Consider the following 14,913-nt stretch of genomic DNA (forward strand, 5'->3'; position numbering starts at 1 on the left):
TAAGGTCGCGCCGCGTCAGCGCCCGTCTTTCGCCCCTTGTCCGATTCGGTAATAGTCGAAGTCCACACGGCCGCCGGCGGTTTTGGTCGAGTAATAGAAGAGACCGAAGCGATAACCCATGAAGTGCTCCGGAAGGGTGTAGTGAAGAGCCGAGGGACGTCCGATGGGGGTCCAGGATTTGCCGTCGAGGCTGTAGGAGAAGCGGGCGACGTCAGGCGCGGGCAGAAATTCGCATTCGACCTTGAGGTGAACGGTTTTGCCGGAGAGGGGAACGGAGGCGATTTCCTCGGGATTGCCGGAGTCGGCGCTCACCATGACGAGAGATCGGGTGCCGCCGCTCATCTTTACGCCAACAAACCCATAGTCTTTCTGAAAAGCGGCGATGCCGGCCAGGTCGCCGTCTTTCATGCCACTCACGTCGATGCTCGTGGTGGCGAAACTGCTGGGGCCAAAGGTGCGCTGGGTGAGGGTGTTCGTGGCCTCCGGCAACGTGGAAACGACCCGGCTGGTGACGAGGCTCAGGTGGCCCGGGCGCTTGGTAAGCGACCAGTCACGCGGCTTGGGGTTGTGATTCCATTGCCAGGCGAGGGGCAGGTCGGGATCGCCGGGCCGGCGGTCGAATTCGTCGGAGGCGACGACGCCCGAGACGCCGGAGACGCCCTGTACGCCGGCGGGGATGTCGAGCGTCATGGGCGCCTTGCCGTTTTCGCCGAGCACGGGCCAGCCGTCCTTCCAGGTCACCGGCACGAGATAGGGAATGCGACCGACGGCGCCGTTGTCCTTGAAAAGATAGGCGTACCACTTGCCTTCGGGCGTGTCGATGAGGCCGCCCTGGGCGATGCCGCGGTCATCGAGCACGATGCGACCCTCGTAGGGACCGTCGATTTTGTCGGCGCGGTGGACGATGACGCTGCGCGCCCAGCGGCTCCCGGGCGAGGCGATGTTGACGAGGTAGTAGCGGCCGTTGATCTTGAAAAGCTGCGAACCCTCGCTGAGCCCGCCCAGGTCGGAGCCGAAGACGGCGTTGAGATTTTCGATGATGACCTTGTTCACGCCGCCGGGCTTGATTCCGGAGAGGTCGGGTTGCAGCTCGGTGAGCGTGATGCGACCGGCCCCCCAGAGCATGTAAACGCGACCGTCGTCGTCGAAAAACAGGCTGTGGTCATGCAGCGCTGGCTCGAAACTCGTCTCTTTCCACGGGCCGCGCTCCGGATCGCGCGTGGTGTAAATGTGGGTGCGTCCGCTGGTAGAGGCGAACGTCGAGACATAGAACACGCCGTTGTGGAAACGCAGGCTGCTGGCCCAGGAGCCGCGACCGTAGGCGGTTTTGCCGTTTTCGAGGCGCATGGCTTCGTTGTCGGCAAGGGTTTCATAGGCGTAGGAAGCCATGCTCCAGTTGACCAGGTCCGTGGACTTCATGATCGGGAGGCCCGGGCTCATGTGCATCGTCGTGCTGCTCATGTAGTAGGTCTTGCCGACACGGATGATGGCGATGTCCGGGACGTCGGCCCAGATGAGCGGGTTGTGGGCAGGAGCCGCCTGTGCAGCTGGTGCTGCCTGTGCAGCCTCGGCCGCCGGAACGACCTGAGACGCGACGGAGAGCACGAGGGCCATCAGCATGGGAAAGATCGGGCGGTTCATGAGACGCGCGGGAGAGCCGGCGGAACGGCGGCCCAGGCTGCCAGCGTGTGTGTTCATGTTTTGTCTCTGGAGTAGTTATTGCGAGTCCAGCGCCGTAAAGGCAGCAGCAACGGCCTGAAGCAGCGCACGGCGCGACGGCGAGGAAGCGTCAGCTGCGGCGACGGAAATCTCGTTCTTCTTTATCGCTCAGATCCGGGGGCGGCTTCAGGGTCGCAGACCTCACTTGCGCTCGAAGCGCCAGTGATCGAACTCAAACATCGTCGGCTCGCCTTGACCCCTGAAGATGAGGTAGAGGTCGTGCACGCCCGTGGCGCCTGAGACCGGCACGCTTTGCTGCTGCCACTGATCCCGGCCGCCGGTGCGGGCCACCGTCAGGGTGCCAAGATGGGGACCTTCGACGCTGTCGAGCCGCAACTCGATCTTGCCGCCGTCCATTTCGCTGGCCACGTTGGCGACGAAGCGTGATGCGCCCTTGCTGCCAAAGTCGACGCCGTTGACCTTGATGTAGCTCAGATCGGTGATGCGCGTGACATACATGCCGGCCTTGTCACTGCGCGCGGTCTTGATGCCAGGCGCCCAGTCGAACGGGCGATCCCGATCCCGCTTCACGCGGGACGTCCAGGCCATGGTCTCGGCCTCCACGCGTTCGTAGGGCGACAAGGGTTTGAGCGGAGCGACGCCGACGTTGTCCCACCAGGGGAGCATGTTGATGGTGCCGTCCGCGTTGTAGTCGAACCGGGTCACGGTGACGGAGCGGCGTTCGCGATGGATGGGCGTGTCGGCAAAGTTCAGCCGGTAGTTGAACCCGAACAGGTAGGACCCACCCATGTAGTCGATGATGCCCGGGTGGTTGCCAGTCGAGTTGGTGTTGTGGTCCATGATGTCGCCCTTGTAGACCCAGGGGCCGGTGGGCTTGTCGCTCATGGCGTAGCCAATGCCTTCGGGGCAGCAGGCCGATGCGTAGGCCATGTAGTACTTGCCCTGGCGCTTGTAGAACCAGGGGCCTTCCTGGTAGTTCCCCGGCTTGGAGTCGATCTGCTTGATCTCGCCCGAGTAGGAAATCATGTCCTTGTTCAGCTTGACGTACCAAAGATGGGGATTGCCCCAATACATATAGGCCTGACCGTCGTCATCGACAAAGACCGTGGGATCGAAGTAGCCGTTGGCCTTGTCGATCAACGGCTTGCCCAAGGCATCCTTGAAGGGGCCTTCGGGCCGGTCGGCCACGGCGACGGCAATCACGCTCTTGGGCCAGCCCTGCACACTCACCGACGCGTAAAGGTAGAACTTGCCGTCGCGCTCGACCACCTGGGAAGCCCAGGCATCGTTGTCCTGCACCGCCCAGGGGAAGGTGGCCAACGACGCCACGACGCCCTTGTCGGTCCAGTTCGACATGTCGGTCGACGCGTAGAGCCGCCAGTTGCGCATCTTGAAGTCGCGGGCGTCGTCCTCGTCCTGCCCGGTGTAGAGGTAGACAACCCCCTTGTGCACCAACGGTGCCGGATCGGCGGTGAAGCTGGTCTGGACGACGGGGTTCTCGGCCTGGCTCGGCTGCGGCCAGACGCAGGCCTGGACAAGCGCCAGGAGCGCAAGCACGCGCGCAATCATGGGAAACCTCGATTCGGAACGATGCGGAGCGGCGAAACGGCCATCCGCTGGGAAAACTACGGGCGATTTCGACCCATGCCGCATGGCGCTTCACCTTTCAGGTTGATCAGTCCGAGCTGACGCCAGTGGGCGTGCAGCAGATGGTTTTTATCGTGCCCGCATGAGCTCAAGATGCGCCAGGGATCAGCCCAGCATCTTGAGCAGCATGCGATGGTGCTGCGGCATGCGCGCCACCGAGGCTTCGATGGCCTTGCGACGCTGGTCCAGCGCCTGCGTGGCGCGCTCCGGCGAAATCTCCGCGAAGACCGGATCGTTGCGCTCCGGCCAGTGCTCCATGCCGGCGTGGATGGCCAGCCAGCTGGTGGCGTCGAACCCCTCTTCGTCGTACTCATGCAGCACGCCGTAGCGACGCCACAGCTCCATCCGGAAGGCCAGCGTCTCTGGCAGCTCCATCGATGACACGTGCCGCCACAGCTCGCTGTCGCGGCGGCGGGTCAGGCAGTAGTGCAGGATGATGAAGTCGCGGATGCGCGCGAAGCGGCGAGCCGCGCCGTCGTTGAACAGGGCCCGGTCGTTCTCGTCCACCGGCCGGCCGGCGGTCAGCAGGGTCATGAGACGGCTGATGCCGTCCTGGATCAGGTAGATGCTGGTGGACTCGAGCGGCTCCAGGAAGCCGGAGGACAGGCCGATGGCGACGACGTTGTGCACCCAGAAGCGCTCGCGGTGGCCGGTGGTGAAGCGCAACAACCGCGGCTCGCCGAGCGGCTTGCCGTCGAGCCGGGCCAGCAGCTGTTCGCGGGCACGGTCGGCGTCGATGAAGCGGCTTGAGAAGACGTGGCCATGACCGGTGCGGTTCTGCAGCGGGATGCGCCACGCCCAGCCCCCTTCCAGCGCCGTGGCCTGGGTGTACGGGGCCAGTTCCTCGCCGACCCGCTCGGTGGGGCAGGCCCAGGCGCCGTCGACGGGCAGCCAGTGGCTGAAGTCGACGAAGGGCTCTTCCAGCGCCTGGCCCAACAGCAAGGAACGAAAGCCCGAGCAGTCGACGAACAGGTCACCCTCGATGCGCCGGCCGTCCTCCAGCTGCACGGCGGCCACGCCACCATCGGCACGGCGGGACACGTCGGTGATGCGTCCCAGCGTGTGGCGGGCACCGCGCTGCACGGCCAATTTGCGCAGGAAGGCGGCGTACTGGACGGCGTCGAAGTGGTAGGCGTACTTGAACTGCGCCTGCTCGTCGGGCAGCACGAAGCGGCCCTTCATCGCCATCACCGTCGGCACGCACTGCACGCCCAGCGGTTCGGCCAGCCCCATGCGGCGGTGCTGGCCCCACAGCGTCTGCGAACCGAACAGGTTGCCGAAGTGGCCGAAGGTGTGGAAGTAGTCCTTGCCCACGTCCAGCCAGTCGCAAAAGCGGATGCCCAGCTTGTAGGTGCCGTTGGTGGCGCGCAGGAAATCGCGCTCGTCGATGCCGATCAGCTGGTTGTAGTTGCGGATGGACGGGAAGGTGGCTTCGCCCACGCCGATGATGCCGATGTCCTCGGACTCGACCACCTCGACGGCGGCGCGGCCCTTCAGCCCGGTGACCAGCGCCGCGGCCACCATCCAGCCGGCGCTGCCACCGCCCACGACGACGATGCGAGCAATTTTCTGCGTCATAGAGACTCTGCCAAGTTCTTGGGCGCCATCAATGATCTGCGCCGACGTCCATCATTTCCATCTCTGGCCACGCGGCGCCGACCCACGCAAGTGGGCATGCCGCCCGGACAGTCCGTCCAGGCGGCATGCAGTTACGCCGCGTCAGGGACCGCGTCAGAACTCGTAGCGTGCGCTCATTGAGTAGCTGCGGCCAGGGTAGAACCACGCACGCCCCATCGTGCCGATGTGCTGCTGCTGCGTCTGGCGGACGATGACGTTGTTCAGGTTCGTCATGTTGAGCGACATACTGAACTGGTCGCTGAACCTGTAGTTCATGCCCGCGTCCCACTGGCCGAACGCCTCCTGCCAGGTCGGCAGGCCCCAGCCCACATCCCGGGCACCCGGGCGCGTCGGGTCCGCGCTCGTCGCATCATCGCCGCGCGTGCCATTGGCATCCGCCCCCTGCAGCACCCGGCTATGCCAGTTGTAGGCCAGCCGTGCCGAAAACGGGCCGCGGTCGTACATCAAGACGAAGTTGGCCGCGTTCTTGGCCATGTAGGGCAGCGGCAGATCGTTGAACGGCACGCCGTTGGTGTCGCAGCCGAACAGGTGCAAGGTGCCATTCGTCTGCGTCCTGCCCGCATCGCAATAGGGGTTGTAGATCTGCTTGTACAGGCTTTGCTTGGCGTCGATGTAGGTGTAGTTGGCCGACACGCCGATGCCCTTGGCCCACTCCGGCAGCACGCCGTCCAGGAAGGGCAGCTTGTCCAGGTAGGTCATGCCCGCAACTTCCAGGCCGCTGACCTTGGCTTTGCCCACGTTGGCAGGACCCGTGACCGAGAAAATCTGCGGATTGCCACCCACACTGTTGTAGGTGCGGCTGTAAGAGGTGTTCATGATGACGTCCTTGACATCTTTATGGAACACCGTGCCCGTGATGGACTGGCCGTCACGCGGGTACCACTCCAGCGCCAGGTCATAGCTGTTGGCCGTGATCGGCTTGAGCTTGACGTTGCCAGAGTTCTCGCCACGGTAGGAGACCCTCTGGTTGATGGCGTCGTAGTCCTGCCACAGCTTGATGTACTCGCCAAGTTGGTTGAAGCCGGGTCGGTTCATGCTCTGGGCCATCGCCAGGCGAGCCTGCAACCTGTCGGTGAAGTTCATCTTCAGGTTGAGCGACGGCAACACCTTGACGAATTCGTTCTGCACGTTCAGAGGCCCTCCGAGCTGGTCGAAGCGCGGCAGATCGGGCGGCGTCTGCGAGTTGTATTGCGTCTGGAAAGCTGTGTAGCCGTGCGAGACGTCGCGGGTCAGCACGACACGCACACCGGCGTTGCCTTCGATCGGGAACTTCAGGTCGTCGAAGCCGAAGCGCAGCGTGGCGTAGACCGCGTCGGTCTGTTCGCTGTGCGTGCTGGTCTTTTCCGGGTTGCCGTCGAAAACCAGCTCCTGGAAGTTCTGATAGTCCTTCGCGTAGTCGCACGTGATGTTCATGGTGGGGAACAGCGCCTTGCCATCCAGGCATTGCTGGTAGCGGTAATCGTTGGCCAGCGTCTTGTATGTGTTCGGGTAGTCGCGCACGGCACCGATCGTCGGCATGACGATGTTCGGCAGCTTGCCCGCCTTGCCGCCATAGAAGTTGCTGAAGTTGAACACTTCGACCGGCACGGTCTGGTAGCGCGGGTCGCTCATGTAGCCGAAGCTTCCGCGTGATTGCCAGTCGAGCCCATCGGTGACCGCAGGCGGCTTGCCGGGCGTGGAGGTCTGCTTGACGGCCCAAGGATCGGAAGTGGACGTCCAGGTATTGCCCGTGGCGTCGTAGTGGCGTGCCACGCGATAGGTGGCTCTCACGCCGACACGGATGTCACGCAGGATGGGGTTGTCCTCGAAACGGTAACGCGCGTCGGCCTTCCAGGCGTAGAGGTCGGCATCGGCCTTGCTCATGCCCGGCATGACCAGGTTCCAGTAATAGTTCTTCGGGTCGGCCAGGAAATCCGTGGCGGTCTGGTCGAACCCGATGCGCACCGGACTCTTTCCGGACACGTCGATGCCCATGCTCGGCACGTAGGTGCCCAGCTGCATGTTGCGGCCGATCGAATCGTTCTTCGCATGAACCCATTGGACGTCGTTCTGCACCAGCCACTGGTCGTTGATGGCCCACTTGAAGTTCCACGCCAGTTCACCGGTTTTCGAATTGCTCCGATTCCAGCCGCGCGAGACGTTGAAGCCCAGGCCGCCATCGGCAAAGGTGTTCGCCCCGAGGCCCCCGCTGGGGTAGGTGTAGAGGCCAGAGGTCAGCACGTTGTTGGCGTCGTACGTCGCATTCTTGATCACCGACTTGTACGGGTTCTCCACTCCGGTGTAGATGCCCTGCTCGCTGCCCGTCTCCCGTGCGCCCGACAGGAAATAGGTCAGCGACGAGTCCATCCTGTCCTTTTTCCACTGCAGCGCGGCGTAGAAGCCGGCACGTTCGGTGTCGCCGGTGTTGTTCCGGAACGAGGCCGATTTCGGCGCCCAGGCCACCTTGCCGGCGATCAGGTCGGTCCGCGGGAAGTAGGCATCCAGCTGGATGCTCTCATTCTGGAAGCTGGAGTGGTTGTAGGAGAGGTCCAGCAGCACGCCGACGCGCCCGATGTCCGTATTCCATTGGGTGGTGTACAGCCCCGACACGCTGGGCGAATTCTTGCCCGAGCGCTGCACGTAGTTGTTGCCTGCCGACAGGTAGGCCTTCGTTCCTTTGTAGTCAAAGGGCAAGGCTGTGCGCAGGTTCACTGTGCCGCTGACGCCGCCTTCGATGATCTCGCTGGAGGGGTTCTTGTAGACGTCCACGCCGGCCATCAGCTCTGGCGGGATGTCACCCCAGCTCAGCTCGCGGCCCGGCCAACCGGCCGAGAACGACTCGCGGCCATTCAGCACCGAAGAACCCCAGCTGAGGCCCCGCACGCTGATGCCCGAGCCTTCGACGGAGAAGTGCTCCGGGTCGCCACGCGACTTGTTGCGGTCGATGACGACGCCCACGACGCGCTGCAGCACTTCCGTGATCGACTTGTCCGGCAGCTTGCCGGCCTCTTCCGCGACGACCGAGTCGACGATTTCCTCGGCGTTTTGCTTGATCTTCTGCGCCGACTGCAGCGCTGCGCGCTGCCCGGTGATGACAACGGTTTCCAGGTTTGCCGGCTTTTCAGCCGCCGTCTGTGCCATTGCGGCGCTGCCGACGGTCAGCAGCATCATGTGGACCATGCCGCGATGGATGGCCGTGGTGCGGAACTGTTTTTTCATGGTGTCTCCGTATTCCTTCGATGTGTCCGGCGGCAGCTGGCTTCAGCGCTGCCGCGTGCCCCGGCACCGAATGCCGAGGCCGCCCCTCGCGATGCTGGTGTCACCGCCCCGATCAACACGGGGCCGGTCGCTGACACGCAACGCCGCTCGCGGCCTGGGTTACTGGATGGTGATGGCGCCCTTGATGGTCAAGTCGGACGCGTAGATGCCCGCGGTTTTCTTGTCCACGTTCGCGTCCATCAACCAGAAGCGCGTGCGCACGACGTTGGAGGACTGCAGCAGCGTCGCAGCCGAGGCGCGCGAGGCCGCCATCTTGTCCAGGGCCGCCTTGAACGCGGCGGCGTTGACGGGGGCGCCCGTGCTGTCAAAAGGGTTCGGCAGCTTGCGCACGTCGTCGTCAAGCGACGCCGTGGTGACGCCCGACAGGCCGCAGGCATCGGTCACCGCGAAGTTGTCAAGCGGCACGCCGTAGCTGAGCAACCCCGGCAATGGGGCCCACACCAAGGTGCTCAGCCTGACGTTGCAGCCGTTGTTGCGCTTGCCCAGGTCCAGGTGCACGACGATGGGCTTGTTCGACGAGTAGAGATCAAGGCCCAAGCCCATGGTGAAGCCCAACGCCTTCTCGGTGGTTACCTGCAGTCCACCCACCGTGTCGCCCGACGAATTGAAGCCACTCAGGCCAGGCGCAAAGATGTCGATGCGGTTGAAGCCGTATTGCCAGCCGCCGGTGAACATGGTGTCCGGGATATGCAGGGCCGAATCGAGCGTGGAGCCATCGGTGGAGACCTTGCTGTAGCACCAGTCGCCCGCGCTCGCATCGCACCACTCCCAGCCAGCGTTGAGCGCGCTGTCCCACGGGTTCACCCAGACGTTGCCGCCCTGCTTGGTGACTAGGTTGTTCATTGTTCCGCGACCACCTCCCGGCGCGAAGCCGTCGGCAATGAGCAGCGGGTCGACGGCGATATAGCGCTGCGTCGTCGTCTCCTTGTAGCTCTCATTGCCGGCTTGCTTCGCCGACACCGCGCAGGAGCCCTTGGCCAGCAACTGGAGCGTGCTGCCGCTGACGGTACAGACCGCAGGCGTGTCGCTGGAGAAAGTGACCGGCAGCCCTGAGCCCGAGGTCGCGCTGAGCGCGATGGACTTCGTTGCCGCGCTGAGGACGTAGTCCGGCGGGGTGAAATCAACCACCTGCGCATGCTTCAACACATTGAACAGCTGGCTCGCATCGTCGGCAGCGGCCCATTGGGTGCCATCCGAACCGGCCCCGCCGGGCTGGCTGGCGATGACCAGGCACTCACCCGCGGCCACCAGCGTCAGCTTGTCACCAGCGACCGTGCAGGTGGTGGGTGTGCCGGTTCGGAAGCTGACCGGCAGCCCGGATGTGGCCGTGGCTGACAAAGTCGTCGGGGGATTCAGCAGCGTGCCGCCTATGGCGCCACCCGGATATTTGAGAGTTATGACCTGGTAGCGGCCCTCTGAGCCGCCACCGCCACCGCCACCGCCACCGCCACCGCAGGAGGCCAGAAAAGCGCAAGCCGCAATAACGGTCAACTTCCGGGCCTGCGGAACCATCTTTTTCGTCACTTTATGTCTCCTGTTCTGAAATAACTGGGCACCCGGCTGCAGAACTTGCTCTGCAGCGACGCTGCTCCTTGAGATCGGCTCGCCCCGCCTCACTGACGGCGACTTGGTTCGGTCGTTGCACCAACTATTGGCCGGTGAGAGAAAGCCGCCCGTTGCGTCTTTGTCACCCTGTTCCAAGGCTGGCGAGCGCACCATGAACCGCGCCGTCTGTCAGAAATGCTTTCCGATGCCTGCGCCAAGCGTACAACTGGTAAGACCAAAGAGACATAGGGCAAACTCCCGGACAGACCAGATCTGTTTTTTTTTGGAGACTTTTTGTGCGAAATCGTCCACTTCAGCGGATCGTCATCGTCGGCGGCGGCAGCGCCGGCTGGATCACCGCCGCCCCGCTGGCGCGGATGCTGTGCCGGCCTGACCAACGGGATCAGCATTGCGAGGTGACGCTGGTGGAGTCGGCGGACATCGGCACTGTGGGGGTCGGCGAAGCGACGTTGCCAACCATCCAGTTCTACAACCAGCTTCTGGGAATCGACGAGGCAGACTTCGTCCGCAGCACACGCGCCACCTTCAAGCTCGGCATCGAGTTCCAGGACTGGGGCCGGATCGGCCATCGCTTCTTCCACGGCTTCGGCGGGTTCGGCCCGGCCATCCACAGCCGGCCGTTATGGGCCTACTGGCTGCGCCTGCAGGCCCTGGGAGACAAACTCCCCTCCTACGAGGAATGGTCGACCGCGACGGTGATGGCCCGGCAAATGCGCTTCGTGCCACCGGCAGCCGGCGAGCCGTCGCCTTCCAATGCCTTCGACTACGCCTTTCACTTCGATGCATCGCTGTACGGCGCCTACCTGCGCGAGTACGCCCTCAAGCACGGCGCAAAGCGCGTCGAGGGCACCATCACGCACGTCGAGACGCGGCCCGAAGATGGTTTCGTGGCGGCACTGCACCTGAGCGACGGGCGCCGCGTGGAAGGCGATCTCTTCATCGACTGCTCCGGCTTTCGCGCCCTGCTGATCGACGGTGCGATGAAGTCGCCCTATGAAGACTGGAGCCGCTGGCTGCCCTGTGATCGCGCGCTGGCCGTGCCCTGCGAGCGCGCCGGCCCCATGACGCCCTACACGCGGTCGACCGCACGTACGGCCGGATGGCAGTGGCGCATCCCGCTGCAGCACCGCACGGGCAATGGGCTGGTCTATTGCAGCGGCTACCTGAGCGATGACGAGGCGCAGCGCACGCTGCTGGACCACCTGGACGGCAAGGCCCTCGACGAGCCTCGGCAACAGCGCTTTGTCACCGGGCGACGCAAGCAGGGCTGGGTGAAGAACGTGGTGGCCATCGGCCTGTCGTCCGGCTTCCTGGAACCGCTGGAATCCACCAGCCTGCATCTCATCATGGACGCCGTCAGCCGCCTGACGGCCATGCTGCCTGACCAGTCATTCCAGCCGGCGCTGGCGGACGAGTTCAACCGGCAAATGGCCTACCGCTACGAGTCCGTGCGTGACTTCATCATCCTTCACTACAAGCTGGGCGAGCGGCGCGACAGCGAGTTCTGGCGCTACTGCGCCGACATGCCCATTCCCGACGATCTCGCGCACCAGATCGCCCTGTTCCGCAAGACCGGCCGTGTCGCCGTGATCGAGCCGGAAGGCTTTGCCGAGCCGTCGTGGGCGTCCATCCTGCTGGGCCTGGGCGTCTACCCCGAGAGGTACGACCCATATATCGACCTGGTGGACCCGCAGCTGATCCGCCGGCACCTTCACTCGGTGCACAGCTCGATCTCGCGCACGGTGGCCTCCATGCCGTCGCATACGGACTTCCTGGACAGGATCTCCGCCCCGCCGAAGGCCTGACGCGCGCGGCCCTCGACGAGGGCGGCCCCGGCCGCGAGTCGAAGGCACCCGTCGCCGCGCAAGCTGCCTCGTCAGCGCCAGCGCTGGCTTGTCGCATCATCCCGGCCGTCCCGGCACGGGTTGCACACACTGCGGTCGTCCCTCCCAAACTGAAAGGAAGAACCGATGGACTACCGAGCCCTTTTGACCATTCCACTGGCTGCCTTGGCGCTGACCGCCAGCGGCGCCGAGAAGCTGCGCCAGCCCGACGGCTGGATGGCGGGTGCCACCTATCGGTGGCCCGACGGCAACACGCATGAAGCCGGCATTGCCCCCGAGACCGAAGCCAGCGGCCAGCGCGCGCTGACAGTCAAGTCCATTGGCAAAGGATCCAGCAGCGACATCGGCAGCATCGGTCAGTTCGTCCTCGGCTACACCGGGCAGCGTGTGCGCTTCACCGGCCAGGTCAAGACCGCCAGCCTGGATGGATGGGGCGGTCTGGTCGTGGCCGCCGGCTTCAAACTTCTCTACGGCGCACACCTCGACCCGGACTTCGACAAGACGCCGCCACTGGGTGCGGCCGGTTGCCCGGACTGGTGCGACGTCAGCGTGGTGGCCGACATTCCCGCCGACGGCTCCGGCGCGGTCAGCGTCGGTCTGGCCTTGGCCGGCAGCGGCCAGGTCTGGGCAAGGAGCCTGCGGCTGGAGGTGGTGGGGCGGGATGTGCCGTTGAGCACCCAGCGCTTTGGTGTCGAAGCGGCCATCACCGCACGGGAGCTGCATCAGAAGGTGCAGCAGATGCTGAGGGCGGCACAGCAAGCCGAGCCGCCCATGCTTCCGCAGAACCTGTCCCTGCAATAAATCCGACAACGTCGTCAAGGACCAACGCCATGAACTTCCGCATCCTCCTGCTCGCGCCGCTGGCCGCCGTCGTGCTCAGCGCTTACGCCGCCAGCCCGCACGTGCCCCAGGGTTGGTACGCCTTCCAGGCGTCCTATCCCACTGACGCCAAGACGTCCGCGCTGAACGGCTATGAAGTGGGCATCGATCCCGCCGCTGGCGGCGTGCCGACCCTGACGATCCGCTCGGTCTACCCGAAAACACTGGGACCCATCAGCGCCGGCTCCGCTCATCAATCGGTGCTGGGCTATGCCGGCAAGCGGGTCCGCTTCAGCGGCGAGCTGAGAGCCGAGGCCGTCCGCGGCTGGGCCGGCCTCTACCTCGGCGAGGGCTTCGGCGACTTGAGCGGCGTCACGACTGCCGGCAGCGGTGGGGAAAAGCCGCTTCCCAGGGGCATCGCCGTACCGGCTGACGGCGGTTGGCACGACATGAGCGTCGTGCTGGACGTGCCCGCCGAAGCCACACACCTCGGCCTAGGTCTGGGCTTGGTGGGCGAAGGCCAGGTCTGGGCGCGTGGCCTGCGCTTTGAGGTTGTCGGCCCTGAAGTGGCGCCGACGACAACACCCATCGGCATTGACCTGGAGCGAGCGCGGCGCTTCCATGCGCAGGCATTGGCCGAAACGGCAAAGCAGCCACCGGCGCCGCTGAAAAATGCCGCGCTGGACTGAGTCGCTGCGCCGCGCCCTCCTCCCCGCCCTGCTGTTCTGGGCGGCCTGGGTCCTGTTGCACTGGTACTGGCCCCATGCGCGCTGGCTGCCCCTGGCCGCTCAGCTCTGGCTGGCCTACAGCGCTGCCTGGTTCACGCTCAACTGGCGCTGGTGGCCCGTGGCGGTGCCGGCGGCCGCCGCTCTGGGCGCGGCGGCGGGGACGCTGCTGCTGCCGGCCATCGACTTGGCGCAATGGCAGAACCCGCTGGCCATGTGGCGGCCCTGGCTGCCGGCCTTCGCCTTCGCGCTGCTGATGCACCTGCCAACCCGCTGGTGGCGCTGGCGCGAGGAACAAGCCCTGGCGCTGCGCCTGGCACACGCCGAGCACACAGCAGCGATGGCCGAGCTGTCGCGCCAGGTCAGCCTGACGGAACTGAAGGCGCTGCAGGCCCAGGTCGAACCGCACTTCCTGTTCAACGCGCTGGCCAGTCTGCAGCAGCTGATCCGCAGCCAGCCGGCCACGGCCGAGCGCTTTCTCGGTGAGCTGCACGACTACCTGCGCCTGGCCCTGCCCTCGCTGCGCGAGCCCATGAGCACGCTGGAGCGCGAGTTCGAGCTGGCACGCGCCTACCTCACGGTGATGTCCACACGGCTGGGCGAGCGCCTGCGCTTCGGCCTGCAAGCCGAGCCCGGCTGCGACGACCACAAACTGCCACCGCTGATGCTGCTGACGCTGGTGGAGAACGCGGTGCGCCACGGCATCGAGCCCAAGCCGCAAGGCGGGCGCATCGAGCTAGACGCTCGGCGCGAGGGCGAGCGCCTCGTGCTGGAGGTGCGCGACGATGGCGCCGGCCTGCAGGCCGCTGCGGCGGGGCCGGCCAGGGGCCAGGGCCTGGGCCTGGCCAATGTGCGTGACCGCCTGGCTGGCCTGTACGGCGAGGCGGCGCGCTTGAGTGTTCAACAGCGTTCCACGGGCGGCGTCTGCGCGCGCATCGAGCTGCCCTGGAACACCCCCGAGACCCGATGAAGCACCCCACCGCTCTCCTGATCGAAGACGAAGCCTTGCCACGCCAGCGCCTGCGCGAGGGCCTGGCCGAGCTGTGGCCGCAGCTGCAAGTGCTGGCCGAGGCAGAGGACGGCGAACGCGGCCTGGCCCTGGTGCTGGAACTGCGGCCCGACATCGTCTTCGTCGACATCCGCCTGCCCGGGCTGGACGGCCTGCAGCTGGCGCGGCGCATCAAGGGCCTGTGCCACATCGTCTTCGTCACCGCCTACGACGCGCACGCGGTGACCGCCTTCGACCAGGGCGCGGTGGACTACCTGCTCAAGCCGCTGGCCACCGAGCGCCTGCGCGAGACGGTGCAGCGCCTGCAGCAGCGTCTGCAGTTGCCTCCGGCCGAACTCGCGCGCTGGTTGCAGCAGTGGGCGCCACCCTCCTTGCCATCCAGCGCCCCTCCCGCGCCCAGCGCACCGCTGCGCTGGCTGCAGGCCTCACAGGGCGAACGCTTGCACCTTGTGATGGTGGCGGATGTGAGCCATTTCCGCAGCGACAACAAGTACACCTGCGCCTTCACCGCGGAAGGCGAATACCTGCTGCGCCTGTCCTTGCGCGAACTGCTGCAGCAACTCGACCCGGATCAGTTCTGGCAGATTCACCGCGCCGTCGTCATCAACGTGGCCCACGTCGCTCGCGTGGATCGCAGCCTGGGCAGCATGGAAGTGCTGCTCAAGGACGGCAAGACAAGGTTGCCGGTGAGCCAGAGCTTCCAACCCCGGTTCAAACCGATGTAGCG

10 protein-coding genes are annotated in these 14,913 nt (G+C 65.3%); 5 read left to right on the forward strand and 5 right to left on the reverse strand.

Annotated features, from left to right (window positions below; genetic code table 11):
- Positions 1-15: 15 nt before the first annotated feature.
- The 5 genes from AC1DW0_RS13945 to AC1DW0_RS13965 form a co-directional block, all read right to left on the reverse strand.
- The gene (locus tag AC1DW0_RS13945) at positions 16-1,698 is read right to left on the reverse strand and encodes a glycoside hydrolase family 43 protein (RefSeq protein WP_200955337.1); all 1,683 of its coding nucleotides are present in this window, start codon (positions 1,696-1,698) and stop codon (positions 16-18) included.
- A gap of 162 nt (positions 1,699-1,860) precedes the next feature.
- Complete coding sequence (locus AC1DW0_RS13950; protein ID WP_235532098.1) at positions 1,861-3,237, reverse strand: glycoside hydrolase family 43 protein; 1,377 nt, start codon at positions 3,235-3,237, stop codon at positions 1,861-1,863.
- 195 nt (positions 3,238-3,432) lie between these two features.
- On the reverse strand, positions 3,433-4,905 hold the full coding sequence (locus AC1DW0_RS13955) for a tryptophan halogenase family protein (protein ID WP_477946456.1): 1,473 nt from the start codon (positions 4,903-4,905) through the stop codon (positions 3,433-3,435).
- Between the two features lie 153 nt (positions 4,906-5,058).
- Complete coding sequence (locus AC1DW0_RS13960) at positions 5,059-8,163, reverse strand: TonB-dependent receptor (RefSeq protein WP_056203680.1); 3,105 nt, start codon at positions 8,161-8,163, stop codon at positions 5,059-5,061.
- A 159-nt stretch (positions 8,164-8,322) separates the two neighbouring features.
- Positions 8,323-9,714: a hypothetical protein gene (locus tag AC1DW0_RS13965; RefSeq protein ID WP_477946458.1), complete on the reverse strand. Its 1,392-nt coding sequence runs from the start codon at positions 9,712-9,714 to the stop codon at positions 8,323-8,325.
- A 350-nt stretch (positions 9,715-10,064) separates the two neighbouring features.
- Here AC1DW0_RS13965 and AC1DW0_RS13970 point away from each other — a divergent pair, with 350 nt between their 5' ends.
- The 5 genes from AC1DW0_RS13970 (at position 10,065) to AC1DW0_RS13990 (ending at position 14,911) form a co-directional block, all read left to right on the forward strand.
- Positions 10,065-11,594, forward strand: a complete 1,530-nt coding sequence (locus AC1DW0_RS13970) for a tryptophan halogenase family protein (protein ID WP_457353591.1) — start codon at positions 10,065-10,067, stop codon at positions 11,592-11,594.
- A gap of 165 nt (positions 11,595-11,759) precedes the next feature.
- On the forward strand, positions 11,760-12,434 hold the full coding sequence (locus AC1DW0_RS13975; RefSeq protein WP_457353593.1) for a hypothetical protein: 675 nt from the start codon (positions 11,760-11,762) through the stop codon (positions 12,432-12,434).
- A 29-nt stretch (positions 12,435-12,463) separates the two neighbouring features.
- Positions 12,464-13,141 (forward strand): hypothetical protein, encoded by a 678-nt coding sequence (locus AC1DW0_RS13980; protein ID WP_457353595.1) that lies wholly within the window; start codon positions 12,464-12,466, stop codon positions 13,139-13,141.
- Positions 13,125-14,147 carry a sensor histidine kinase gene (locus AC1DW0_RS13985; RefSeq protein ID WP_457353597.1) on the forward strand — a complete coding sequence of 341 codons (1,023 nt, stop codon included), beginning with the start codon at positions 13,125-13,127 and terminating at the stop codon, positions 14,145-14,147. The genes AC1DW0_RS13980 and AC1DW0_RS13985 overlap by 17 nt, the downstream gene beginning before the upstream one ends.
- Positions 14,144-14,911: a LytR/AlgR family response regulator transcription factor gene (locus AC1DW0_RS13990; RefSeq protein WP_457353599.1), complete on the forward strand. Its 768-nt coding sequence runs from the start codon at positions 14,144-14,146 to the stop codon at positions 14,909-14,911. The genes AC1DW0_RS13985 and AC1DW0_RS13990 overlap by 4 nt, the downstream gene beginning before the upstream one ends.
- Positions 14,912-14,913 lie beyond the last annotated feature (2 nt).

The organism is Roseateles sp. P4_D2, assembly GCF_056401875.1.